Source organism: Enterobacter cloacae complex sp. 342H5, from assembly GCF_050030905.1.
Taxonomy (GTDB): domain Bacteria; phylum Pseudomonadota; class Gammaproteobacteria; order Enterobacterales; family Enterobacteriaceae; genus Enterobacter; species Enterobacter intestinihominis.
On the sequence record NZ_JBLGVB010000001.1, the window covers coordinates 1,388,761 to 1,413,138 of the forward strand.

General features: G+C 56.3%; 21 protein-coding genes. 13 read left to right on the top strand and 8 right to left on the bottom strand.

Annotated features, from left to right (window positions below):
* Positions 1-210: 210 nt before the first annotated feature.
* The 7 genes from speFL to kdpF all read right to left on the bottom strand — a co-directional run bounded on the left by speFL (position 211) and on the right by kdpF (position 8,379).
* Positions 211-315, bottom strand: a complete 105-nt coding sequence (speFL, locus tag ACQG03_RS06725) for a leader peptide SpeFL (RefSeq protein WP_003858645.1) — start codon at positions 313-315, stop codon at positions 211-213.
* A gap of 278 nt (positions 316-593) precedes the next feature.
* On the bottom strand, positions 594-1,271 hold the full coding sequence (kdpE, locus tag ACQG03_RS06730; protein ID WP_022647450.1) for a two-component system response regulator KdpE: 678 nt from the start codon (positions 1,269-1,271) through the stop codon (positions 594-596).
* Positions 1,268-3,955 carry a two-component system sensor histidine kinase KdpD gene (kdpD, locus tag ACQG03_RS06735; RefSeq protein ID WP_063163798.1) on the bottom strand — a complete coding sequence of 896 codons (2,688 nt, stop codon included), beginning with the start codon at positions 3,953-3,955 and terminating at the stop codon, positions 1,268-1,270. Before kdpD ends, kdpE begins: the two co-directional genes overlap by 4 nt.
* On the bottom strand, positions 3,956-4,531 hold the full coding sequence (kdpC, locus tag ACQG03_RS06740; protein WP_022647452.1) for a potassium-transporting ATPase subunit KdpC: 576 nt from the start codon (positions 4,529-4,531) through the stop codon (positions 3,956-3,958).
* Positions 4,532-4,543: 12 nt separating this feature from the next.
* Complete coding sequence (gene kdpB / locus ACQG03_RS06745) at positions 4,544-6,592, bottom strand: potassium-transporting ATPase subunit KdpB (protein WP_426726105.1); 2,049 nt, start codon at positions 6,590-6,592, stop codon at positions 4,544-4,546.
* An 18-nt stretch (positions 6,593-6,610) separates the two neighbouring features.
* Positions 6,611-8,290 (bottom strand): potassium-transporting ATPase subunit KdpA, encoded by a 1,680-nt coding sequence (kdpA, locus tag ACQG03_RS06750; RefSeq protein WP_063163800.1) that lies wholly within the window; start codon positions 8,288-8,290, stop codon positions 6,611-6,613.
* Positions 8,290-8,379, bottom strand: a complete 90-nt coding sequence (gene kdpF, locus ACQG03_RS06755) for a K(+)-transporting ATPase subunit F (RefSeq protein ID WP_003858638.1) — start codon at positions 8,377-8,379, stop codon at positions 8,290-8,292. The genes kdpA and kdpF overlap by 1 nt, the downstream gene beginning before the upstream one ends.
* Before the next feature lie 310 nt (positions 8,380-8,689).
* On the opposite strand from kdpF, the gene ACQG03_RS06760 reads away from it, so the two are divergent.
* The 7 genes from ACQG03_RS06760 (at position 8,690) to nei (ending at position 14,795) form a co-directional block, all read left to right on the top strand.
* Complete coding sequence (locus tag ACQG03_RS06760) at positions 8,690-8,896, top strand: YbfA family protein (RefSeq protein WP_014069366.1); 207 nt, start codon at positions 8,690-8,692, stop codon at positions 8,894-8,896.
* Positions 8,897-9,494: 598 nt separating this feature from the next.
* Positions 9,495-10,907, top strand: a complete 1,413-nt coding sequence (gene phrB, locus ACQG03_RS06765) for a deoxyribodipyrimidine photo-lyase (protein WP_063163802.1) — start codon at positions 9,495-9,497, stop codon at positions 10,905-10,907.
* A 10-nt stretch (positions 10,908-10,917) separates the two neighbouring features.
* Positions 10,918-11,661: a type 2 GTP cyclohydrolase I gene (locus ACQG03_RS06770; protein ID WP_063163819.1), complete on the top strand. Its 744-nt coding sequence runs from the start codon at positions 10,918-10,920 to the stop codon at positions 11,659-11,661.
* Between the two features lie 14 nt (positions 11,662-11,675).
* A complete protein-coding gene (gene pxpB / locus ACQG03_RS06775; RefSeq protein ID WP_063152760.1) occupies positions 11,676-12,332 on the top strand; it encodes a 5-oxoprolinase subunit PxpB in 657 nt (218 codons plus the stop codon).
* Positions 12,326-13,258 (top strand): 5-oxoprolinase subunit PxpC, encoded by a 933-nt coding sequence (gene pxpC / locus ACQG03_RS06780; RefSeq protein ID WP_022647458.1) that lies wholly within the window; start codon positions 12,326-12,328, stop codon positions 13,256-13,258. The genes pxpB and pxpC overlap by 7 nt, the downstream gene beginning before the upstream one ends.
* Positions 13,245-13,985, top strand: coding sequence for a 5-oxoprolinase subunit PxpA (pxpA, locus tag ACQG03_RS06785; RefSeq protein ID WP_063163820.1), 741 nt, complete (start codon positions 13,245-13,247; stop codon positions 13,983-13,985). Before pxpC ends, pxpA begins: the two co-directional genes overlap by 14 nt.
* Before the next feature lie 18 nt (positions 13,986-14,003).
* Positions 14,004-14,795, top strand: a complete 792-nt coding sequence (nei, locus tag ACQG03_RS06790) for an endonuclease VIII (RefSeq protein ID WP_063163803.1) — start codon at positions 14,004-14,006, stop codon at positions 14,793-14,795.
* An 84-nt stretch (positions 14,796-14,879) separates the two neighbouring features.
* Here nei and ACQG03_RS06795 read toward each other — a convergent pair whose 3' ends face one another.
* Entirely contained in the window at positions 14,880-16,163 is a 1,284-nt protein-coding gene (locus tag ACQG03_RS06795) for a citrate synthase (RefSeq protein ID WP_006809584.1), read from the bottom strand.
* Between the two features lie 639 nt (positions 16,164-16,802).
* Here ACQG03_RS06795 and sdhC point away from each other — a divergent pair.
* The 6 genes from sdhC (at position 16,803) to odhB (ending at position 24,333) form a co-directional block, all read left to right on the top strand.
* The gene (gene sdhC / locus ACQG03_RS06800; RefSeq protein ID WP_026080740.1) at positions 16,803-17,207 is read left to right on the top strand and encodes a succinate dehydrogenase cytochrome b556 subunit; all 405 of its coding nucleotides are present in this window, start codon (positions 16,803-16,805) and stop codon (positions 17,205-17,207) included.
* Entirely contained in the window at positions 17,201-17,548 is a 348-nt protein-coding gene (gene sdhD, locus ACQG03_RS06805; protein ID WP_003858621.1) for a succinate dehydrogenase membrane anchor subunit, read from the top strand. The genes sdhC and sdhD overlap by 7 nt, the downstream gene beginning before the upstream one ends.
* Positions 17,548-19,314 (top strand): succinate dehydrogenase flavoprotein subunit, encoded by a 1,767-nt coding sequence (gene sdhA / locus ACQG03_RS06810; protein WP_003858619.1) that lies wholly within the window; start codon positions 17,548-17,550, stop codon positions 19,312-19,314. The genes sdhD and sdhA overlap by 1 nt, the downstream gene beginning before the upstream one ends.
* Before the next feature lie 15 nt (positions 19,315-19,329).
* The gene (locus ACQG03_RS06815; RefSeq protein WP_022647461.1) at positions 19,330-20,046 is read left to right on the top strand and encodes a succinate dehydrogenase iron-sulfur subunit; all 717 of its coding nucleotides are present in this window, start codon (positions 19,330-19,332) and stop codon (positions 20,044-20,046) included.
* A 238-nt stretch (positions 20,047-20,284) separates the two neighbouring features.
* Positions 20,285-23,092: a 2-oxoglutarate dehydrogenase E1 component gene (gene sucA / locus ACQG03_RS06820; protein ID WP_426726106.1), complete on the top strand. Its 2,808-nt coding sequence runs from the start codon at positions 20,285-20,287 to the stop codon at positions 23,090-23,092.
* A 14-nt stretch (positions 23,093-23,106) separates the two neighbouring features.
* Positions 23,107-24,333, top strand: a complete 1,227-nt coding sequence (odhB, locus tag ACQG03_RS06825; RefSeq protein WP_023299612.1) for a 2-oxoglutarate dehydrogenase complex dihydrolipoyllysine-residue succinyltransferase — start codon at positions 23,107-23,109, stop codon at positions 24,331-24,333.
* Positions 24,334-24,378 lie beyond the last annotated feature (45 nt).

The following is a 24,378-nucleotide window of genomic DNA, read 5'->3' on the forward strand; positions in this document are numbered from 1 at the left end:
GGTAAAGAAATCGATTTTTTCCGGAAAAAAAAGCAAAGCGTGTCCGCTGATACGAAATCAGTTAATTGCTTTTTTGCTGAGTAGAATTCAGTCCGCCCGGTTGCGGAGAATCTGAATCACAAGGAATGAGCGCAGGTGTTCACAGGCAACAGCCTGTAAAATAGCGTTTTTCAGGATAACCTGTAAGCAGATGCGCCAGAAGTCGAAGGACTACCGGGCGTTAAAGAGATGAAAGTCAAAACAGTTTCGGTGGGCAAACATCATGATATGTGTTGTCCGCCTTATATGGGGCATTAAACGATTATTGTTTTCCATGTTCATTTTCCTTTCAGTAATTGAAAGCATGGTCATTTTATCCAGGAAAAAGGTATTAACTGTGAAACAGATCACCAATAACCGATCATTTCAGAAATAATTAGTCGTTTTGAGTGAATAACGCAGATCAAAATGCTGTTTTGTTGGCTTGGTGTTAAATTGGTGTTCTAATTATGTTTAGTGAGGGCGAATATAGGCATGAAAATAATCTCGTCGTTATTTTCATGGCTATATTCAGGATGGTGTGTTCTTTATTTAAAATTAAAGTGAATACTTATTCAGATCATAAACCGATATCCGATACCGGTTTCTGTTAATAAATGACGAGGGCGCGCGGGATCGGCTTCAAGTTTCTGGCGAAGGTGTCCCATATAAATGCGTAAATAGTGACTATGTTCGACGGCATTCGGTCCCCAGACCTGGCTTAACAGCTGTCGCTGCGTTAACACTTTTCCGTGGTTACTGAGCAACACGGCCAGCAGACGAAACTCGATAGGCGTAAGGTGGATCTCTTCTTCCCCTCGCACGATGCGGCGGGCGGCAAGATCGACGCGGATATCGCCAAAGACGTACACCGGTTCAGAAGGGGTCGTGGCACTGTGTCGACGCAGCGCCACACGCAGCCGGGCCTGTAACTCGCCAATGCCAAACGGTTTGATCAGATAATCATCCGCTCCGGCATCCAGCGCGGCGATTTTATCCGTCTCTTCGGTGCGGGCAGAGAGCACCAGAATGGGCATCTGGCTCCACTGACGCACCTCACGAATAAAATCGATGCCATCGCCATCCGGGAGTCCCAGATCCAGGATCACCAGATCTGGCTTGCGGGTGGCGGCTTCAATTAACCCCCGTTGAAGCGTACCGGCTTCATGAACGCGCAAACCGTCGCCTTCCAGCGCGGTACGCAGAAATCGGCTGATAGCGAGCTCATCTTCAACAATCAGAACGTTAATCACAAATCCTCTGGTAATTCATCAAGTTCTGGTGGGGTTTCAAGAGGAAGTGTAACACAAAAGCGTGCCCCACCTTCCGGGCGGTTCTCTGCGGAAATGGTGCCGCCATGCACGTCAACAATCGCCTGGCAGATCGCCAGCCCCAGCCCGACGCCCGGAATGGCAGATTCCTTATTACCGCGCGCAAATTTTTCGAATATGGCGCGCTCCTGGCCGGCCGGAATACCCGGCCCGGTATCCCAGACATCGAGCCGCAGCACACGTTTATCCACCCTGGCAGCAATCCCCAGCCGGGCCTTTGTCCCGGCGTATTTAGCGGCATTTTCCAGAAGATTAATCAGCACGCGCTCAAACAGCGGGCCATCCACATGGATTAACGTCAGGGGTTCCGGCATGTCCAGCTCGATATGGCGCCCGCCGAGACCCGGCTCCAGCATCTTCAGCGCACTGCCGACAACCTCCTCAAGGGTGAGCCACTCTTTTTTGAGGTTAAACCCGCCGGACTGAATGCGCGCCATGTCCAGCAGGTTGTTCACCAGACGCGTGGTATTTAGCACGTGCTGACGAATTTCGCTGGCCTGCATCGCATGTTTTGATCCTTCCGCCGCCAGATCCAGCGTCAGAATTTCGGACTGGCCAAACAGCACGGTAAGCGGGGTGCGCAAATCGTGAGACAGCGCTGCCAGCAGCGAATTGCGAATACTTTCGCGCTCGCTTGCCAGCCGCGCCTGCTCTTCGCTGGCGGTGAGCGCCAGCCGTTCAAGGGCGCTGGCGATCAGCAGGGTGAAGGTTTCCAGCAGGCGCTGCTGCTCGGGGATCATCAGCTGACGCAGGTTAGACGGCTCGACGATGACCAGCCCGTGATTTTTATCCGCGCTGCGCAGCGGCAGGATCTGGTAAGGCACCCCGGGCAGAGTGTCGGTGCCGGCACCGGCAGGTAAACCCTTATCAAAGCTCCAGCGGGCAATCGCTTCATCCCAGGGCGTCATCCCCGAAGGGGAGGTCAGCGGGCGAAGGCGCCCCTGCTCGTCGGGGAGCAAAATCAGGTTACTGGCATGAAAGGTCGAACGGATAAACTGCTCGCTGGTCTGGACGATATCCTGCTGCGTGCGACCGACCGCCAGCGATTTTGACATCTCATACAGATGGCGGGTGCGCTGCTCGCGATAGCGGGCAATGCGTGCCTGGTAGCGCACGCCTGCCGTCAGATTCCCGATCACCAGCCCGACGGTAAGCATCACGGCAAAGGTCAGAATGTACTGCACGTCCGAGACAGCAAGCGTCCCGCGCGGAGCGATAAAAAAGAGGTCGAAGCTGATGACGTTGATCACCGTTGCCAGCACCGACGGCCAGCGGCCATAAAAGAGCGCGACCACAACGACGCCCAGCAGATAAATCATGACCAGATTGGCGGCATCGAAGGCGATTAGCCACTGGCTGGCAATCACCGTAATCAGGGCGCAAAGGACCACGGCCACGAGGCAGCCCCGGATCTGGACGCGCCATTTATCGCCAAAGGTGCGTGCGTCCGGCGTACGGCCGGGCAGGGGGGTGGGCTTGTCATCCAGCGCGACGATGACTAAATCCAGATCCGGCGCGCGGCGTGCCAGCCTGTCGGCAAAAGATTCGCGGCTAAACCAGCGGCGATGCTGGCGACGTCCAATGACAATCTTGCCCAGGTTATGCTCGCGCGCGTAGCGCAGAATGGCTTTATCTTCCTGCGGATCGGACAGGGTTGCGGTTTCGGCACCCAGCTCCTGCGCCAGCCGCAGCGCGCTCAAAATGGCGCGACGCTGATTTTCCGGCAGGCCGTGAAGCTGTGGCGTTTCGACATACACCGCGTGCCAGACGCTGCCAAACTTCGCCGCAAGCCGGGCGGCGGTGCGGACCAGTTTTTCATTGCCGCTGCCGTGACCAATGCATAACAGAATGGCGTCACGCGTGTGCCAGACGCGCTCCCGCCCCTGCAGGTCCCGCCAGGCGCGCATCTGGTCATCCACGCGATCGGCGGTGCGGCGCAGGGCCAGCTCGCGCAGGGCAATCAGGTTTCCTTTGCGGAAAAAATGTTCGATAGCGCGTTCGGCCTGGCCGGCAATATACACCTTGCCTTCGTGCAGGCGCTGGCGCAGATCGTCCGGCGGCAGGTCAACCAGTACGACTTCATCGGCAGAATCAAAAAACGGATCGGGGATGGTTTCGCGCACCTGGATACCGGTTACCCCGCTCACCACGTCGTTCAGGCTTTCCAGATGCTGAACATTCACCGTAGTGAAGACGTCGATGCCGGCTTCAAGCAGCTCCTCAACATCCTGCCAGCGCTTCGGGTGGCGTGAGCCAGGCGCGTTGCTGTGCGCCAGTTCGTCCATCAGGATCAGCGCGGGGCGGCGGGCGAGGGCGGCATCAAGATCGAACTCCGTCACCAGCCGCCCGCGATGGCTGATACGCTGGGGCGGCTGCGTCGCCAGCCCCGTCAGCAGCGCCGCCGTCTCTTTGCGACCGTGGGTTTCCACCACGCCGATGAGAATATCAAGCCCCTGCGCCCGAAGCCGCTGGGCTTCCGTCAGCATGGCGAAGGTTTTCCCGACGCCCGCGCAGGCGCCGAAGAAAATTTTCAGCTTGCCGCGGTGGGCTTCAGCCGTTTGTTCAAGCAGCCTGTCCGGATCCGGGCGCATGGGCTCTTCGGTCATTTAGTTCTTCCTTAGCGCATCCAGCGCCAGATTCAGCTCAACAATGTTCACTACCGGCATGCCGATGAAGCTGACCAGCGGCTTTTGCGTATGTTCTGCAACCAGCTGGCTCACCTGCTCGACGGTCAGCTGACGGGCGGCGGCCACGCGTGGGATCTGCCACGCCGCTGCGTCCGGCGTCAGGCTGTAATCCAGCCCGCTCGCGGAGGCGGTGACCAGCTCAACCGGCACCTCACGGCTGGCCTGCGGATTCGCGGCGCGCAGGGCGGCAACGCGTTCAGCAACGGCTTTGTCCAGGTCAGGATTACTGCCAGCCAGATTGCTGCCGCCGGAGGCCATTGGATTATACGGGCTTTCCGCAGTGGCGGAAGGGCGTCCCTGGAAGTAGCGCGGGTCCGTAAAGTTTTGCCCAATCAGACGCGAGCCGCGGTTTTCACCGTTCTGGATAATCAGCGAGCCGTTGGCCTGGTCCTCAAACCACCACTGGCCCAGCGCGGTTGTCATCAGCGGGTAAAGCCCGCCGGTAATCAGAGACAGCAGAATAAACAACAGTATAGCGGGACGTAACATCGTCATGAGATTCACCTTTTAAACCAGCCCGAACAGCATTAACAACATGTCGATAACCTTGATCCCAATAAAGGGCACCACCAGCCCACCCAGACCGTAAATCCAAAGGTTACGGCGCAGCATGGCGGCGGCCGTCAGTGGCTTATAGCTCACCCCTTTCAGCGCCAGAGGAATAAGAAAGACAATAATCAGCGCGTTGAAGATCACCGCGCTCAAAATGGCCGAGGCTGGAGAGTGCAGGTGCATCATATTCAGGGCATTCAGCTGCGGATAGGTTGCCGCAAAGGCCGCCGGGATAATGGCGAAATACTTCGCCACGTCGTTGGCGATACTGAACGTGGTCAGCGAGCCGCGCGTCATCAGCATCTGCTTCCCGATATGCACCACTTCGATCAGCTTGGTCGGGTTCGAGTCGAGATCCACCATGTTGCCCGCCTCTTTTGCCGCCTGGGTACCGGAGTTCATCGCCACCGCCACGTCGGCCTGCGCCAGCGCCGGGGCGTCGTTGGTGCCGTCGCCGGTCATCGCCACCAGACGACCTTCCGCCTGATACTGGCGAATGAGTGCCAGCTTCGCTTCCGGTGTCGCTTCGGAAAGGAAATCATCCACGCCCGCTTCGGCGGCAATGGCCGCCGCAGTCAGACGGTTATCCCCGGTGATCATCACCGTTTTAATGCCCATCTTACGCATCTGGGCGAAACGCTCTTTTATACCGCCTTTAACGATATCCTTCAGGGCGATAACCCCCAGAACGCTTGCACCTTCCGCCACCACCAGCGGGGTTGCCCCCTGACGCGCCACGCTTTCCACCAGGTGGTCGACTTCCGGAGGGAAATGTCCGTTATTGGCTTCAATATGACGGCGAATGGCATCAACGGACCCTTTACGGATCATCCGGTCCTGAATGTTAATTCCACTCATGCGGGTTTGCGCCGTAAAGGGCACGAACGTGGCGTGCAGGCTTTGTACGTCGCGCTGGCGCAGGTTAAAGCGCTGCTTGGCGAGGATCACAATACTGCGACCTTCCGGCGTCTCATCGGCCAGCGAAGAAAGCTGCGCCGCGTCGGCCAGCGTTTTTTCATCCACGCCGGGAGCAGGTAAAAAGTCAGAGGCCTGACGATTACCCAGGGTGATGGTCCCGGTTTTATCCAGCAGCAGTACGTCTACGTCACCCGCCGCTTCAACGGCGCGTCCGCTGGTGGCGATGACGTTCGCGCCCAGCATACGGCTCATCCCCGCCACGCCAATCGCGGAAAGCAGGCCGCCGATAGTGGTGGGGATCAGACAGACCAGCAGGGCGATCAGTACGGTGATGCTGACCGCTGTACCGCCGTAGGCGGAGAAGGGCCACAGGGTCGCCGTTGCCAGCAGGAAGACAATGGTGAGCGCCACCAGCAGAATGGTCAGGGCGATCTCGTTCGGCGTTTTACGACGCTGTGCGCCTTCCACCATGGCGATCATCCGGTCGAGAAAGGTTTCGCCCGGGTTAACGCTGCACTGGATCACCAGCCAGTCGGAAAGAATGCGCGTTCCGCCGGTAACTGAGGCGAAATCTCCGCCCGACTCACGGATCACGGGCGCGGATTCCCCGGTAATAGCGCTTTCGTCTACCGACGCGCCGCCCTCAATTACCTCCCCGTCGCAGGGGATGATGTCCCCGGCTTCCACCAGCACCACGTCACCTTTACGCAGTTCATCCGCCGGAACGTGGTCCATCTGCGCGCCGTATTTAGGTTCGCGTAATTTGCGCGCAAAGGCGGTTTTTTTGACCCCTTTCAGACTGTTGGCCTGCGCCTTACTGCGGCCTTCCGCCAGCGCTTCGGCAAAGTTGGCGAACAGCACGGTAAACCACAGCCACAGGCTGATGGCGCCGGTAAAGGTTGCATTTCCTGAAAGGTGTCCCGTTCCCATGGCAATCGCCAGTGCGGTGGTGAGTAAACTTCCAGTCCAGACAATAAACATCACCGGGTTGTGCCACTGCACTCGCGGGCTCAGTTTTTTTACCGCATCCATGAGGGCCTGACGAACTAAGGTTGGTTCGAGCAGGGCCAGTTGTTTACGACTCATGACAAATTCTCCGCAAAATCAGCGTAAAGAGAGATATTCCGCAACCGGGCCTAACGCGAGGGCGGGGATAAAGGTCAGGGCACCTACCAGCAGAACGGTGCCAATCAGCAGGCCGACGAACAGCGCGCCGTGAGTCGGTAACGTACCGGTAGTGGTCGGCTGGATCTTCTTATTCACCAGTGTTCCGGCGATCGCCATGACGGGAATAATCACGCCGAAACGACCGAAGAACATGCAGAACGCCAGCAGACAGTTCCAGAACGGTGAGTTGGCACTTAACCCTGCAAAGGCGCTGCCGTTGTTGTTTGCGGCAGACGAAACGGCGTAAAGCACTTCGCTAAAGCCGTGAATGCCCGGGTTAAAGATGCCGCTGCGCCCGGCGTCGGTCATCAGCGCCAGCGCGGTACCGAGCAGCACAAGGGCGGGGGTGACCAGGATTGCCAGCGCGGTTAATTTCATTTCGCGGACGTCGATTTTTTTGCCGAGATATTCCGGCGTGCGGCCGATCATCAGCCCGGCGATAAACACGGCGAGCAGAACGAACAACAGCATGCCGTACAGCCCCGAACCGACCCCACCGAAGACTACCTCGCCAATCTGCATCAGCCACATCGGGATCATGCCGCCAAGCGCGGTGAAAGAGTCGTGCATGGCGTTCACCGCCCCGCAGGAGGCCGCCGTGGTGACCACCGCATAGAGGCTGCTGGCAAGAATGCCGAAGCGGCTCTCTTTGCCTTCCAGGTTGATATTGCTGTTAGCCCCCAGCTTCATGAAGTGGCTGTTGCCGTTCCATTCGGCCCACATCACCAGTGCTACGCAGACCACGAAGATTAACGACATGGCCCACAGCAGCGTACGGCCCTGGCGGCGATCGTTAACCACATCGCCAAAGGCGAAGCAGAGCGCGGCGGGGATCAGGAAGATCGCCAGCATCTGTACAAAATTGGTTAATGCCGTTGGGTTTTCAAACGGATGCGATGAGTTGGCGTTGAAGAAGCCGCCCCCGTTGGTGCCCAGCATCTTGATTGCTTCCTGCGACGCCACTGGCCCCATTGGCAGGAGTTCCCTGCCCCCTTCAAGCGAGGTGTAAGGGGTATAAGGCAGCAGGTTTTGCAGAGTGCCTTGCTGTATAAAGAACAGGGCAATAATCAGCGCAACAGGCACCAGGATCCAAAGGGTGATGCGCGTGACATCAACCCACGCGTTGCCGAGCGTGCTGACATTCTGACGGGCAAACGCGCGCGTCAGGGCGAAGATCACCGCGATACCGCTGGCTGCAGACAGAAAGTTTTGCACGGTTAACCCGGCCATCTGGCTGAAGTAGCTGAGCGTGGTTTCACCGGCGTAAGACTGCCAGTTGGTATTGGTGACAAAGCTGACCGCCGTGTTCAGCGCCAGATGCCAGGATAAACCTGGTAACTGCTGCGGATTCAACGGCAAATTGCCCTGGAGCATGAGCAGCGTAAAGAGGGCAATAAGCCCCACGATATTCAGAAGCAGTATCGCCATCAGGTACTGGCCCCAGCTCATTTCGCGGTCGCTGATACCTGAAATGCGCCAGAGCACGTTTTCAATTTTTCGCGTACCCGGCAGTGGCACGTTGTTTATCAGCCGCGCCAGCGCTGTTCCCAGCGGCCTGGCGAGCACAAACAGCAGCAGTAAAAAGCTGGCAATAAGCAAAAACGCCTGAGCAGCCATCAGAATGCCTCCGCATTAATCAGCGCATAAATCAGATAACCCAATAACAGGAACACCAGCACGATGCCGGCAATCAGACCTGCACTCACACTCCACCTCCGGGTGACTTTTGTTGTTGTACAAAGGGTAGGATTTGTGGCGCAAAGATTTCGCAAAAATCAGAAGGGCAGGTGTAAAAAAAGTATAAAAATGGGAAAGACCACAATTTAACTATTGTTAAGTAAACTGTTAACTTTTTTGTAACTTAATTACAGGCGTGAATGTAAATATTCACGAAATGGATGAAAATAAGTGGTCGGATGAGTAGTAAAATTACAAACAAAGCGGTATTATTTTAACCAGATCACAGATTTCACATTTTCCGGAGACGGTTTCCGGCCAACTACAGGGGAAAAAAATATGGATCTTTATAAAGAGTATCCGGCTCATATCGTGTTCATGCGTCGCACTTTCGCCGTAGTGGCTGGCGTGCTGGCCCTGCCGGTGATGCTGTTCTGGAAAGATCGCGCACGTTTTTACAGCTATCTGCACCGCGTCTGGGCGAAAACCAGCGAAAAGCCGGTGTGGATGGATCAGGCCGAGAAAGCAACCTGCGATTTCTACTGATACGGTGTGACATCGTAGCCATAAAAAAACCGCCTACAGCAAAGTGGCGGTTTTTTTGTCCCTCGGGATTCGCGGTCCGTTGGGTAATCTTGCAGCCCCTACCCGGGATTTTTATCATACCCTTCTTTAAAAAGTTCGCAATCCACTTCACCTTTATAAATTCCTAATTTTACTGAAATAACTTACTTTTGGCGTTGGTGTTAATTATGATGCCACGTCCCTTTCCGCCATCTCGCAAATGGGCATCGGTCCTGGGAAAGGTGTATCCATAGCCGTAAAGCAGCGCGCCTACCCGGGCTTGTGTCCACCGATTTATCACCGGTGGTGATAGGTGGAGCGGTTAGCAGCAGGGACCGCATAGTGAAACGCTATTTATGCATCGCGTTCATTGTCGCCAGCGCACTCGTTGTAAAGAGTGATAAACCGGATGTGTTTATTGCCTTTACCCCGATAGCGCAGGACAAGTAGCGTTAAGGCCGCCTCGGGCGGCCTTTTTTATTTCATCCCGTCTACACTTCATGGCAAAGTAGTTCAATGCGTGCCTTTTTCCTTTTACGGCATGCCCTTACGGACATAATGGACAATTGCCTGGAGTTTTATGCCCACCCATCTGGTTTGGTTTCGCGCGGATTTACGCATTCACGACAACTTCGCTCTCGCGGCCGCCTGCCGCGCTAAAGACGCGAATGTGCTGGCCCTGTTTATCGCCACGCCTGAACAGTGGCGGCAGCATGACATGGCGCCCCGGCAAGCGGCATTACTCAGCGCGTATCTGAATGACCTGCAACATTCACTGGCCGAAAAAGGCATTCCGCTGATCTATAAAGAGGCCCATGATTTTGCCGCACAGCTTGAGATGGTGCAGGCAATCTGTAAGCAGCACGCGGTAACGCGTCTTTTTTACAACTACCAGTATGAATTTAACGAGCAGCAGCGGGATCGTCAGCTGGAGAAAAACCTTACGGGCGTGGTCTGTGAAGGCTTTGATGACAGCGTGATGCTCGCACCGGGCAGCGTGATGACCGGCAGTCACGAAATGTATAAAGTTTTCACGCCGTTTAAAACTGCTTTTATCAAACGCCTGAAAGAGGTGCTGCCAGAATGCGTTCCCGCCCCGGCCATAAGAGGGGAAACGATAACGGATCTGCAGGACATCAGGCTGAATTATCCCCAGCAGTCGTATGATGAAACGGTATTCCCCCCCAGCGAGAAAGCGGCTATCGCCCGGTTGCGTCAGTTCTGCGCGCAGGGGGCGGCGGATTACGAGGCGCGGCGGGATTTTCCAGCGATTGAAGGCACCAGCCGCCTGTCAGCCTGTTTAGCGCTGGGCGCGCTCTCCCCGCGCCAGTGTTTACATCGGCTACTGGCGGAACAGCCTCAGGCGTTAGACGGGGGGGCGGGCGCAGTGTGGCTGAACGAACTGATCTGGCGTGAGTTTTATCGCCATCTGATGACGTATCATCCTGATTTGTGTAAACATCGGCCCTTTATTCGTTGGACCGAACAGGTACAGTGGCAGTCGAATGAGAAGCTGCTTAAAGCATGGCAGCGTGGGCTCACCGGCTTCCCGATTGTTGATGCGGCTATGCGGCAGCTCAATGAAACCGGGTGGATGCATAACCGTCTGCGTATGATTACCGCCAGCTTCCTGGTAAAGGATCTGCTTATCGACTGGCGAACCGGAGAGCGTTATTTTATCTCTCAGCTGATCGATGGCGATCTGGCGGCAAATAACGGCGGCTGGCAGTGGGCGGCCTCCACCGGCACGGATGCGGCTCCCTATTTTCGGATCTTTAATCCGACCACGCAGGGACAACGATTTGACGTCGACGGCGAGTTTATCCGTCGCTGGCTGCCTGAACTTAAGGATGTCCCCGCCAAAGCCATTCATGAACCCTGGGCATGGGCGGATAAACAGCGTGTTACCCTGAACTATCCCCGTCCCATTGTCGACCATAAACAGGCGCGTGTCGCCACGCTGGCGGCGTACGAAACCGCCCGAAAAGTTTGAGAGAATGATGATGAAAAACAGTGAACTGGAACGCCTGATTAACGAAAAACTCAACACCGCCTCGTTTAGCGACTACGGTCCGAATGGCTTGCAGGTGGAGGGTCGCGAGACGGTGCAAAAAATCATCACCGGCGTAACGGCAAGCCAGGCGCTGCTGGATGAGGCGGTGCGTCAGGAAGCCGACGCGGTGATTGTCCATCACGGTTATTTCTGGAAAAACGAATCACCGATTATTCGCGGCATGAAGCGCAACCGTCTCAAAACGCTGCTGGCGAATGACATCAACCTGTACGGCTATCACCTGCCGCTCGATGCGCATCCTGAACTGGGGAATAACGTTCAGCTTGCGCAGCTGCTGGGGATTACCGTGATGGGCGAAATTGAACCCCTGATGCCGTGGGGTGAACTGTCGATGCCGGTTCCGGGTCTGGAGCTGGCATCGTGGATCGAAGCACGCCTGGGGCGTCGTCCGCTGTGGTGCGGCGACACCGGGCCGGATACCGTGAAGCGCGTGGCATGGTGCACCGGCGGCGGCCAGGGCTTTATTGATAGCGCGGCGCGTTTCGGTGTCGACGCCTTCATTACCGGCGAGGTTTCCGAGCAGACCATTCACTCTGCCCGTGAACAAGGCCTGCATTTTTACGCGGCAGGCCATCACGCCACCGAGCGTGGCGGCATCCGCGCCCTCAGCGAGTGGCTGACGGAAAATACCGATCTGGATGTGACGTTTATTGATATCCCTAATCCGGCCTGATGAGAGGTAGTTAAGTGCAGCGAGCGCGTTGTTATCTTCTGGGTGAAACCGCAGTGGTTCTGGAACTTGAGCCTCCGGTGACGCTTGCCACGCAAAAGCGTATCTGGCGTCTGGCTCAACGACTGCCCGAGCTACCTGGCGTGGTTGAAGCTATTCCGGGTATGAATAATATCACCGTGGTGCTGCGTGATCCTCACACGGGGGCGCTGGATGCCATTGAGCGCCTGCAACGCTGGTGGGAGGAGAGCGAGGCGCTGGAGCCGGAATCGCGGACGATTGAGATCCCGGTTGTCTATGGCGGCAAGGGAGGCCCCGACCTTGGCGTGGTGGCCGAACACTGTGGATTAACGGAGAAGCAGGTTGTGGAGCTGCATAGCTCAGTCGACTATGTCGTCTGGTTTTTGGGATTTCAGCCGGGTTTCCCCTATCTGGGCGGGTTATCGCCCCAGTTGCATACGCCGCGCCGGGCTGAGCCGCGCCTGAGCGTACCGGCGGGCAGCGTGGCGATTGGTGGCGAGCAAACGGGAATTTATCCACTCGCCTCGCCGGGAGGCTGGCAGCTTATCGGGCACACATCCACGCCGTTATTTGAACCAGGCCAGGACGAGCCCATACTCCTGCGTCCGGGGGATACCCTGCGCTTTATCCCGCAAAAGGAGGGGATATGTTAACGCTTATTCGCGCAGGGCTTTACACCTCGGTACAGGATGCCGGGCGCTTTGGCCTGCGTCAGTCGGGCGTGAGCTACTGCGGTGCGCTTGATCGTCCCTCGCTGGAGATTGCCAACCTGCTGGTAGGCAACGCCGGCAGCACGGCGGCGTTAGAAATTACGCTGGGTCAGTGCGTGATTGAGTTTGGTCAGGAAACCTGGTTTGCCTTAACCGGCGCGGGCTGTGACGCGACGCTGGACGGCAAAGCGGTGTGGACCGGCTGGCGCCTGCGGGCGAAAGCCGGACAGCGTCTGACGCTCAAGCGTCCTCTGCACGGCGTGCGCAGCTATCTTGCGGTGGCGGGAGGTATCGACGTGCCGGAGGTGCTGGGCTCATCCAGCACCGACCAGAAAGCGGGAATGGGCGGACATGAAGGACGGCTGCTGCGCGACGGCGATCGCCTGGCGATTAAGCCATCAGCGCGCCATTTCACCACCACGCAGGGCGTGAAGCAGCTGTTGTGGGGGAACCTGATCCGCGCCCTGCCGGGGCCGGAATATCATGAGTTCGATGAGGCCTCAAAAGAGTCTTTCTGGCGCTCGCCATGGAAGATCAGCCCGCAGAGTAACCGCATGGGTTACCGGCTTCAGGGCCAGCCGCTGACCCGCACGACTGACCGGGAGCTGCTTTCCCATGGTCTGTTGCCGGGGGTGATTCAGGTGCCGGGCAACGGACAGCCCATCGTACTGATGAACGATGCGCAAACCACGGGAGGATATCCGCGTATTGCCTGCATTATTGAAGCGGATCGCTACCATCTGGCGCAAATTCCTCTCGGTCAGCCAATTCATTTTGTGCAGTGTTCGCTGGAGGAGGCGCTGAAAGCCCGTCAGGATCAGCAGCGTTATCTCGAACAGCTGGCGTGGAGGCTCGATGGTAAAGATTGATTTAAACGCCGATCTGGGGGAGGGCAGCAGCGCCGATGCGGCGCTGATGACGCTGGTCTCCTCGGTGAACATCGCCTGTGGGTTTCATGCCGGCGATGCGCAGACCATGCTGGCGAGCGTGCGCAATGCCATGAAAAACGGCGTGGCGATAGGCGCTCACCCCAGCTTTCCGGACCGGGAAAACTTTGGTCGCACGGCGATGGATCTGGCGCCTGAGACGGTTTACGCGCAAATGCTCTACCAGATCGGCGCCCTGGAGGCGATAGTGCGCGCTGAGAAGGGCGAGATGCGCCACGTCAAGCCGCACGGCATGCTCTATAACCAGGCGGCGAAAGATCCGGCGCTGGCAGACGCCATTGCCCGCGCGGTACGGGACTGCAATCCGCGTCTGATTCTGGTTGGCCTGGCGGGCAGCGAGCTTATCCGTGCCGGCGAACGGCTGGGGCTGATTACGCGGCAGGAAGTGTTTGCCGATCGGGGATACCTGCCGGACGGTAGCCTGGTTCCGCGTACGCAGGCCGGTGCGCTGATCACCGACGAAGGTAAAGCGCTGGCGCAGACGCTGGAGATGGTGCGCTTCGGGCGAGTAACCTCGCCGGAGGGTACAACGGCAAACGTTCAGGCTGATACGGTGTGCTTACACGGTGACGGCGAGCATGCGCTCCAGTTTGCACGACGCCTGCGGGCGGCGTTCTCGGAAGAGGGCATTGTTGTCAGCGCAGAATAATCATGAAAGGACAATAACATGCCAGAAGGTCCGGAGATCCGCCGCGCGGCGGATAGCCTGGAGGCGGCGATAAAGGGCAAAACTCTGACACACGTCTGGTTTGCCTTTCCTCAACTCAAACCGTTTGAATCGCAGCTGGTGGGACAGACGGTGACCCACATTGAAACGCGCGGCAAAGCGTTACTCACCCACTTTTCCCATAACCTGACGTTATATAGCCACAATCAGCTTTACGGCGTCTGGCGGGTGGTAAAGGCGGACGAGCAGCCGCAAACGACCCGCGTGCTGCGCGTGCGGCTACAAACGGCGGATAAGGCGATCCTGCTCTATAGCGCTTCTGATATCGAAATGTTAACGCCGGAGCAGTTGCTCACGCACCCGTTCTTACAGCGGGTTGGGCCGGACGTGCTGGATATGCGCCTGACGGCAAGCGATGTGAAAGCCCGGCTGTTATCGCCCACATTCCGCAACCGGCAGTTTTCCGGGCTGTTGCTCGATCAGGCATTTCTGGCGGGGCTGGGAAACTACCTGCGGGTGGAGATCCTCTGGGAAGTCGGGCTGGCGCCGCAGCACAAAGCGTCGCAGCTAAGCGATGAACAGCTGGAGGCGCTGTCCCACGCGTTGCTGGACATTCCCCGGCTGTCGTACAACACGCGCGGCGTGGTGGATGAGAACAAGCATCACGGGGCGCTGTTTCGCTTCAAGGTGTTTCATCGGGCGGGTAAAAAGTGCGAGCGGTGCGGCGGGGTGATTGAGAAGGCGACGATCTCTTCCAGGCCGTTTTACTGGTGTCCTGGGTGCCAGATGTAAAAAAGCCGGGTGGCGGCTACGCCTTACCCGGCCTACATCTCGCACTTGTAGGCCCGGCAAGCGAAGCTCCGCCGGGCGTGTTTTTTAGCGCTTAATATCAGACTTAAAGTCACGCTGCTCGTAGCCGGTATACAGCTGACGAGGACGGGCGATTTTCATGCCTTCGCTGTGCATTTCGTTCCAGTGCGCAATCCAGCCTACGGTACGCGCCATGGCAAAGATCACGGTGAACATGGAAGACGGAATGCCCATCGCTTTCAGAATAATGCCAGAGTAGAAATCGACGTTCGGGTAGAGTTTCTTCTCGATGAAGTACGGGTCGTTCAGCGCGATGTGTTCCAGCTCCATCGCCACTTCCAGCAGATCATCTTTGGTGCCCAGCTCTTTCAGCACTTCGTGGCAGGTCTCACGCATGACGGTCGCGCGCGGGTCGTAGTTTTTGTAAACACGGTGACCGAAGCCCATCAGACGGAAGGAGTCATTCTTGTCTTTCGCGCGGCGCACGAACTCAGGAATGTGCTCAACGGAGCTAATTTCTTCCAGCATCTTCAGTGCCGCTTCGTTCGCGCCGCCGTGCGCCGGTCCCCACAGGGAGGCGATACCCGCAGCGATACAGGCGAACGGGTTCGCGCCGGAAGAGCCCGCGGTACGGACGGTAGAGGTCGAGGCGTTCTGTTCGTGGTCAGCGTGCAGGATCAGAATACGGTCCATCGCGCGTTCCAGCACCGGGTTCACTTCGTACTCTTCACACGGCGTGGAGAACATCATGCGCAGGAAGTTACCTGCGTAGGAGAGGTCGTTGCGTGGATACACAAACGGCTGACCGATAGAGTATTTGTAACACATCGCCGCCATGGTAGGCATTTTGGACAGCAGACGGAACGCCGCGATATCACGGTGACGTGGGTTATTCACGTCCAGAGAATCGTGGTAAAACGCTGCCAGCGCACCGGTAATACCGCACATGACCGCCATCGGATGAGAGTCACGACGGAACGCATGGAACAGACGGGTAATCTGCTCATGGATCATGGTGTGACGGGTCACGGTGGTTTTAAATTCATCGTACTGGGCCTGCGTCGGTTTTTCGCCGTTCAGCAGGATGTAGCACACTTCCAGATAGTTGGATTCGGTGGCTAACTGATCGATGGGGAAGCCGCGATGGAGCAGGATACCTTCGTCACCGTCAATGTAGGTGATTTTGGATTCGCAAGATGCGGTGGAGGTGAATCCAGGGTCAAAGGTGAATACCCCTTTGGAACCCAGCGTACGGATATCAATAACATCCTGACCGAGCGTGCCTTTTAGCACATCCAGTTCAATAGCATCATCACCATTTAGGGTGAGTTTTGCCTTTGTATCAGCCATTTACGGTCTCCTTAGCGCCTTATGCTTAAGACTGCGCTTTACCGGATTTGCTTTCAGCTGTTAATCATCGTTACCAGATTGTTATTTGGCTTACCGCTCAGCTCACGAGGAGAAACCAGGGTACAGAGCTATGGCGCCTTGCAGGTAAACGAATGAAATATCAGTGAAACAACAGCAAATCAGCGTTTTTGCAGTCCGAATTATTCAAACCTGTATATCACTAATAACTGTCCTGATAACTTCGGTCAATACCATCACACTGTTACATAACTATTTGTCAGGTGAAAGAGAGACCTCATAACTTTTGCGCATTATATGCCTTTTCTGATGACGTTTGTAACAATATTGTTTAACATTTGTCAAATCAGATGATTAAAAATTAAAAAGATGTTGTTATCGTGACCCCGATCACTGTTCCAGAGAAAACCCAACAAACTGTATGTAGGTTAATTGTAATGATTTTGTGAACGGCCTATACTGCCGCCAGGTCTCCGGAACACCCTGCAATCCCGAGCCACCCAGCGTTGTAACGTGTCATTTTAGCATTTGGAAGCAATGTTTTGCATGACGCGCAGTTATAGAAAAGGAACGCTGTCTGACCCGCATCGCAGTCCGGAGGAAGGAAACAATAAGAACAGCATGTGGGCGTTATTCATGATAAGAAATGTGAAAAAACAAAGACCTGTCAATCTGGATCTCAAAACGATCCGATTCCCTGTAACAGCAATAGCGTCCATTCTGCACCGTGTTTCTGGTGTGATTACGTTTGTGGCGGTTGGTATCTTGCTGTGGTTACTGGGAACCAGCCTCTCATCTCCTGAAGGATTCCTCCAGGCCTCAGCCATCATGAACAGCTTCTTCGTGAAATTTATCATGTGGGGCATTCTGACCGCGCTGGCCTATCACGTGGTTGGCGGCGTTCGCCATATGCTGATGGACTTTGGCTACCTGGAAGAGACGTTCGAGGCCGGTAAACGTACCGCTAACATTTCATTTGTGATCACTGTCGTGCTTTCACTTCTCGCAGGAGTTCTCGTATGGTAAGCAACGCCTCCGCATTAGGACGCAACGGCGTACATGACTTCATCCTGGTCCGCGCTACCGCCATCGTCCTCACGCTCTACATCATCTATATGATCGGTTTCTTCGCCACTAGCGGCACACTGACGTGGGAAATCTGGAGTGGTTTCTTCGGATCGGCCTTCACCAAAGTGTTCACCCTGCTGGCCCTGTTCTCCATCCTTATTCATGCCTGGATTGGCATGTGGCAGGTGTTGACCGATTACGTTAAACCGCTGGCGATTCGCCTTCCGCTGCAACTGATTATTGTTGTTGCTCTGCTGGTTTACGTCATTTATGGATTTGTTGTGGTGTGGGGTGTGTAATGAAACTGCCAGTCAGAGAATTTGATGCTGTTGTGATTGGTGCGGGTGGCGCAGGTATGCGTGCCGCACTGCAAATTTCCCAGAGCGGCCAGACCTGTGCGCTGCTCTCTAAAGTATTCCCGACCCGTTCCCACACTGTGTCTGCGCAGGGCGGTATCACCGTTGCGCTGGGTAATTCCCATGAAGATAACTGGGAATGGCACATGTACGATACGGTAAAAGGTTCCGACTACATCGGCGACCAGGATGCCATCGAATATATGTGTAAAACCGGCCCGGAAGCGATTCTGGAGCTGGACCACATGGGTCTGCCGTTCTCCCGTCTGGAAAATGGCACCATCTATCAGCGTCCGTTTGGCGGCCAGTCGAAAAACTTCGGCGGCGAACAGGCGGCACGTACCGCAGCAGCGGCTGACCGTACCGGTCACGCTTTGCTGCACACCCTTTATCAGCAAAACCTGAAAAACCACACCACCATCTTCTCCGAGTGGTATGCGTTGGATCTGGTGAAAAACGCCGATGGCGCGGTGGTGGGTTGTACCGCACTGTGCATTGAAACCGGTGAAGTGGTCTATTTCAAAGCGCGCGCAACCGTGCTGGCCACCGGCGGCGCAGGCCGTATCTATCAGTCCACTACCAACGCCCACATCAACACCGGTGACGGCGTTGGGATGGCTATCCGCGCTGGCGTGCCGGTGCAGGACATGGAGATGTGGCAGTTCCACCCAACCGGTATCGCCGGTGCGGGCGTGCTGGTGACAGAAGGCTGCCGTGGTGAAGGTGGCTACCTGCTGAACAAACATGGCGAGCGCTTTATGGAGCGTTATGCCCCGAATGCGAAAGACCTGGCGGGTCGTGACGTGGTGGCGCGTTCCATCATGATCGAAATCCGTGAAGGCCGCGGCTGCGACGGCCCTTGGGGCCCGCACGCGAAGCTGAAACTCGACCATCTTGGTAAAGAAGTGCTGGAGTCCCGTCTGCCGGGCATACTGGAACTGTCCCGCACCTTCGCCCACGTCGACCCGGTGAAAGAGCCGATTCCGGTTATCCCAACCTGTCACTACATGATGGGCGGTATTCCGACCAAAGTGACCGGTCAGGCGCTGACCGTGAACGAGCAGGGTGAAGACGTGGTCATCCCTGGTCTGTTCGCGGTAGGCGAAATTGCCTGCGTATCCGTGCACGGCGCAAACCGTCTGGGCGGCAACTCCCTGCTGGACCTGGTGGTATTTGGCCGTGCGGTGGGGCTGCATCTCCAGGAATCTATTGCCGAGCAGGGCGCGTTGCGTGATGCGACCGACGACGAAATTGATGCCTCTCTTGAGCGCCTCAACCGCTGGAACGGCAACCGTAACGGCGAAGATCCGGTGGAAATCCGTAAAGCGCTGCAAGAGTGTATGCAGCACAACTTCTCGGTATTCCGTGAAGGTGACGCGATGGCCAAAGGGCTGGAGCAGCTGAAAGCGATCCGCGAGCGTCTGAAGAATGCCCGTCTGGACGATACCTCGAGCGAGTTCAACACCCAGCGCGTTGAGTGCCTGGAGCTGGATAACCTGATGGAAACCGCGTTCGCGACCGCGATGTCGGCAAACTTCCGTACCGAAAGCCGTGGCGCCCATAGCCGCTTCGACTTCCCGGATCGTGATGACGAAAACTGGCTGTGCCATTCCCTGTATCTGCCAGAGTCGGAAACCATGACGCGTCGTAGCGTTAACATGGAACCGAAACTGCGTCCGGCGTTCCCGCCGAAGATTCGTACTTACTAATGCGGAGACAGGATAATGAAACTCGAATTCTCAGTTTATCGTTATAACCCGGATGTAGACGATGCTCCGCGTATGCAGGATTACACCCTCGAAGCGGAAGAAGGTCGTGACATGATGCTGCTGGATGCTTTAATCCAGCTGAAAGAAAAAGATCCTACGCTGTCGTTCCGCCGCTCCTGCCGTGAAGGGGTATGTGGCTCTGACGGTGTAAACATGAACGGCAAAAACGGTCTGGCCTGTATCACGCCAATTTCAGCGCTACAGCGTGCAGGCCAGAAAATTGTCATCCGTCCTCTGCCTGGCCTGCCGGTCGTGCGTGATTTGGTGGTGGACATGGGGCAATTCTATGCACAATATGAGAAGATTAAGCCTTACTTATTGAATAATGGGCAAAATCCACCCGCTCGTGAGCATTTACAGTCTCCTGAGCAGCGTGAAAAACTCGATGGATTGTATGAGTGTATTCTCTGTGCATGTTGTTCAACGTCGTGTCCGTCATTCTGGTGGAACCCGGACAAATTTATCGGCCCTGCGGGTCTGCTGGCTGCCTATCGCTTCCTGATCGACAGCCGCGATACCGAAACCGAGAACCGTCTGGAAGGATTAAGTGACGCTTTCAGCGTATTCCGCTGCCATAGCATCATGAACTGCGTCAGTGTGTGTCCTAAGGGGCTGAACCCGACGCGCGCTATCGGCCATATTAAGTCGATGCTGTTGCAACGCAGTGCGTAAGTAACAACGCCGGATGGCGCTGCGCTTATCCGGCCTACGTAACAGTAGGCCCGGTAAGCGTAGCGCCACCGGGCAAATTGCAGAAACCTTTAAAAACTGCCCTGAAGTTTAGACAGTTTCTAAAGGTTCCTTCGCGGGCCAAATGAAAAGAGCTCGCAGGTGAACCCCGGCACGTACACGTGGTGTGCGTGGTAGTTTCTACGGCGAAAGTAAGCATAAAAATGCTTAAGGGATCACGATGCAGAACGGCGCAATGAAAGCCTGGCTGGACTCTTCTTACCTCTCTGGTTCAAACCAGAGCTGGATAGAACAGCTCTATGAAGACTTCTTAACCGATCCTGACTCAGTGGACGCAAACTGGCGTTCCATGTTCCAGCAGTTGCCTGGTACAGGGGTCAAACCGGATCAATTCCATTCAAAAACACGTGATTATTTCCGTCGTCTGGCGAAGGATGCCTCACGTTACTCTTCTGCGATTTCCGACCCTGACACCAATGCGAAGCAGGTAAAAGTCCTGCAGCTTATCAACGCTTATCGCTTCCGTGGTCACCAGCATGCGAATCTCGATCCGCTGGGACTGTGGCAGCAGGAACGTGTAGCGGATCTCGATCCGGCTTATCACGATCTGACCGAGGCCGATTTCCAGGAAAGCTTTAACGTAGGTTCCTTTGCCATCGGCAAAGACACGATGAAGCTGGGCGATCTGATTGATGCGCTCAAGCAAACCTACTGCGGCTCCATCGGCGCGGAATATATGCACATTACCTCCACCGAAGAGAAACGCTGGATCCAGCAGCGTATCGAATCCGTGGCGGGTCACGCGAATTTCTCAACAGACGAGAAAAAACGTTTCCTGAGCGAACTGACGGCAGCCGAAGGCCTTGAGCGCTATCTGGGCGCGAAATTCCCGGGCGCAAAACGCTTCTCACTGGAGGGCGGCGATGCGTTAGTCCCGATGCTGAAAGAGCTGATTCGTCATGCCGGTAAGAGCGGCACGCGCGAAGTGGTGCTGGGCATGGCGCACCGTGGCCGTCTGAACGTGCTGGTTAACGTGCTGGGTAAAAAACCGCAGGATCTGTTTGACGAATTTGCGGGTAAACATAAAGAGCACCTCGGCACCGGTGACGTGAAGTACCACATGGGTTTCTCGTCGGATATCGAAACCGAGGGCGGTCAGGTTCACCTGGCGCTGGCGTTTAACCCGTCGCACCTGGAAATCGTCAGCCCGGTGGTTATCGGTTCCGTGCGTGCGCGTCTGGATCGTCTGGACGAGCCGAGCAGCAATAAAGTGCTGCCAATCACCATTCACGGTGATGCGGCAGTCACAGGGCAGGGCGTGGTTCAGGAAACCCTGAACATGTCGAAAGCGCGTGGTTATGAAGTGGGCGGTACCGTTCGCATCGTAATCAACAATCAGGTGGGCTTCACCACCTCTAACCCGCTGGATGCGCGTTCTACCCCGTACTGCACCGACATCGGTAAAATGGTTCAGGCGCCAATCTTCCACGTAAACGCGGATGACCCGGAAGCCGTTGCTTTCGTTACCCGTCTGGCGCTGGACTTCCGTAACACCTTTAAGCGCGACGTGTTCATTGACCTCTTCTGCTACCGCCGTCACGGCCACAACGAAGCGGATGAGCCAAGTGCAACCCAGCCGCTGATGTACCAGAAAATCAAAAAACACCCGACGCCGCGTAAAATCTATGCTGACAAGCTGGAAAGCGAAAAAGTGGCGACGCTGGAAGATGCGACCGAAATGGTCAATCTTTATCGCGACGCGCTGGACGCGGGTGAATGCGTGGTCAAAGAGCTGCGCCCAATGAACATGCACTCCTTTACCTGGTCGCCGTACCTCAACCACGAGTGGGACGAGAGCTACCCGAACAAGGTTGAGATGAAGCGTTTGCAGGAGCTGGCTAAACGCATCAGCACCGTGCCGGAAGCGATCGAGATGCAATCCCGCGTGGCCAAGATCTATGGCGACCGCCAGGCCATGGCGGCGGGTGAAAAGCTGTTCGACTGGGGCGGCGCGGAAACGCTGGCCTATGCGACGCTGGTTGACGAAGGTATTCCGGTTCGTCTGTCCGGTGAAGATGCGGGTCGTGGCACCTTCTTCCACCGTCATGCGGTTGTACACAACCAGTCTAACGGTTCAACCTATACTCCGCTTCAGCACGTGCATAACGGTCAGGGCCAGTTCAAGGTCTGGGACTCCGTGCTGTCAGAAGAAGCGGTTCTGGCCTTCGAATACGGCTACGCCACCGCAGAACCTCGCACCCTGACTATCTGGGAAGCGCAGTTCGGTGACTTCGCCAACGGTGCGCAGGTCGTCATCGACCAGTTCATCTCCTCCGGTGAGCAGAAGTGGGGCCGTATGTGTGGTCTGGTGATGTTGCTGCCGCACGGCTATGAAGGACAAGGGCCGGAGCACTCCTCCGCGCGTCTGGAGCGTTATCTGCAACTCTGCGCCGAGCAGAACATGCAGGTCTGCGTGCCGTCCACCCCGGCTCAGGTGTACCACATGTTGCGTCGTCAGGCGCTGCGCGGTATGCGCCGTCCGCTGGTGGTCATGTCGCCAAAATCCCTGCTGCGTCATCCGCTGGCGGTTTCGAGCCTGGATGAACTGGCTAACGGCACCTTCCTGCCAGCCATCGGTGAAATTGACGAGCTGGATCCGCAGGCCGTTAAGCGTGTCGTAATGTGTTCTGGTAAGGTTTATTACGACCTGCTGGAACAGCGCCGTAAGAACGATCAGAAAGATGTCGCCATCGTGCGTATCGAGCAGCTTTATCCGTTCCCGCATCAGGCGATGCAGGAAGTGCTGAAACAGTACGCTCACGTTCATGATTTTGTCTGGTGCCAGGAAGAGCCGCTCAACCAGGGCGCATGGTATTGCAGCCAGCATCATTTCCGTGAAGTGATTCCATTTGGGTCTGCCCTGCGTTATGCAGGTCGCCCGGCCTCCGCCTCTCCGGCGGTAGGGTATATGTCCGTTCACCAGAAGCAGCAACAAGATCTGGTCAATGACGCGCTGAACGTCGATTAATTAAAGGATACATAATGAGTAGCGTAGATATTCTTGTTCCCGACCTGCCTGAGTCCGTAGCAGATGCAACCGTCGCCACCTGGCACAAAAAACCAGGCGACGCGGTAACCCGTGACGAAGTGCTGGTAGAAATCGAAACTGACAAAGTGGTACTGGAAGTACCGGCTTCAGCGGATGGCATTCTGGATGCAGTCCTGGAAGACGAAGGTACGACCGTGACTTCTCGCCAGATCCTGGGTCGCCTGCGTGAAGGCAACAGCGCGGGCAAAGAGTCCAGCGCGAAATCTGAAGAGAAAGCGTCTACCCCAGCCCAGCGCCAGCAGGCGTCTCTGGAAGAGCAAACCAATGACGCGCTCAGCCCGGCGATCCGTCGCCTGCTGGCTGAGCACAGCCTCGATCCGGCAGCCATCAAAGGTACCGGCGTGGGTGGCCGTCTGACTCGCGAAGATATCGACAAGCATCTGGCAAAAGCGCCTTCAGAGGCGAAAGCGGAAGCGAAAGCCCCTGCGGCAGCACCAGCGGCACAGCCAGCTCTGGGTGCACGTAGCGAAAAACGCGTGCCGATGACCCGCCTGCGCAAGCGCGTGGCCGAGCGTCTGCTGGAAGCGAAAAACTCCACCGCGATGCTGACCACCTTCAACGAAGTCAACATGAAGCCAATCATGGACCTGCGCAAGCAGTACGGTGACGCGTTTGAAAAACGTCACGGTATCCGTCTGGGCTTCATGTCCTTCTACGTGAAAGCGGTAGTTGAAGCGCTGAAACGCTACCCGGAAGTGAACGCGTCTATCGATGGCGATGACGTGGTTTACCACAACTACTTCGACGTCAGCATGGCGGTTTCTACCCCACGCGGCCTGGTCACCCCGGTTCTGCGTGATGTGGACACCCTGGGTATGGCTGACATTGAGAAGAAAATCAAAGAGCTGGCCGTGAAAGGCCGCGACGGCAAGCTGACCGTTGAAGACCTGACTGGCGGTAACTTCACCATTACCAACGGTGGCGTGTTCGGCTCGCTGATGTCTACCCCGATCATCAACCCGCCGCAGAGCGCGATCCTGGGTATGCACGCCATTAAAGATCGTCCAATGGCGGTAGACGGTAAAGTTGAGATCCTGCCGATGATGTACCTGGCGCTCTCATACGATCACCGCCTGATCGACGGCCGCGAGTCCGTAGGCTTCCTGGTTGCCATTAAAGAGCTGCTGGAAGATCCAACGCGTCTGCTGCTGGACGTTTAGTAACTATTTAGCATCACCTGCCCTGTAGGCCGGATAAGCGTAGCG

What these genes read in the sequence shown, in the direction of transcription:
- sdhA (WP_003858619.1), top strand. Translation starts at nt 17,548, where the DNA reads ATGAAACTGCCAGTCAGAGAATTTGATGCTGTTGTGATTGGTGCGGGT.
- kdpC (WP_022647452.1), bottom strand. Translation starts at nt 4,531, where the DNA reads ATGACGATGTTACGTCCCGCTATACTGTTGTTTATTCTGCTGTCTCTG.
- kdpD (WP_063163798.1), bottom strand. Translation starts at nt 3,955, where the DNA reads ATGACCGAAGAGCCCATGCGCCCGGATCCGGACAGGCTGCTTGAACAA.
- pxpA (WP_063163820.1), top strand. Translation starts at nt 13,245, where the DNA reads ATGGTAAAGATTGATTTAAACGCCGATCTGGGGGAGGGCAGCAGCGCC.
- sdhC (WP_026080740.1), top strand. Translation starts at nt 16,803, where the DNA reads ATGTGGGCGTTATTCATGATAAGAAATGTGAAAAAACAAAGACCTGTC.
- pxpC (WP_022647458.1), top strand. Translation starts at nt 12,326, where the DNA reads ATGTTAACGCTTATTCGCGCAGGGCTTTACACCTCGGTACAGGATGCC.
- ACQG03_RS06815 (WP_022647461.1), top strand. Translation starts at nt 19,330, where the DNA reads ATGAAACTCGAATTCTCAGTTTATCGTTATAACCCGGATGTAGACGAT.
- odhB (WP_023299612.1), top strand. Translation starts at nt 23,107, where the DNA reads ATGAGTAGCGTAGATATTCTTGTTCCCGACCTGCCTGAGTCCGTAGCA.
- sdhD (WP_003858621.1), top strand. Translation starts at nt 17,201, where the DNA reads ATGGTAAGCAACGCCTCCGCATTAGGACGCAACGGCGTACATGACTTC.
- kdpB (WP_426726105.1), bottom strand. Translation starts at nt 6,592, where the DNA reads ATGAGTCGTAAACAACTGGCCCTGCTCGAACCAACCTTAGTTCGTCAG.
- sucA (WP_426726106.1), top strand. Translation starts at nt 20,285, where the DNA reads ATGCAGAACGGCGCAATGAAAGCCTGGCTGGACTCTTCTTACCTCTCT.
- speFL (WP_003858645.1), bottom strand. Translation starts at nt 315, where the DNA reads ATGGAAAACAATAATCGTTTAATGCCCCATATAAGGCGGACAACACAT.
- nei (WP_063163803.1), top strand. Translation starts at nt 14,004, where the DNA reads ATGCCAGAAGGTCCGGAGATCCGCCGCGCGGCGGATAGCCTGGAGGCG.
- ACQG03_RS06770 (WP_063163819.1), top strand. Translation starts at nt 10,918, where the DNA reads ATGAAAAACAGTGAACTGGAACGCCTGATTAACGAAAAACTCAACACC.
- kdpA (WP_063163800.1), bottom strand. Translation starts at nt 8,290, where the DNA reads ATGGCTGCTCAGGCGTTTTTGCTTATTGCCAGCTTTTTACTGCTGCTG.
- ACQG03_RS06795 (WP_006809584.1), bottom strand. Translation starts at nt 16,163, where the DNA reads ATGGCTGATACAAAGGCAAAACTCACCCTAAATGGTGATGATGCTATT.
- phrB (WP_063163802.1), top strand. Translation starts at nt 9,495, where the DNA reads ATGCCCACCCATCTGGTTTGGTTTCGCGCGGATTTACGCATTCACGAC.
- ACQG03_RS06760 (WP_014069366.1), top strand. Translation starts at nt 8,690, where the DNA reads ATGGATCTTTATAAAGAGTATCCGGCTCATATCGTGTTCATGCGTCGC.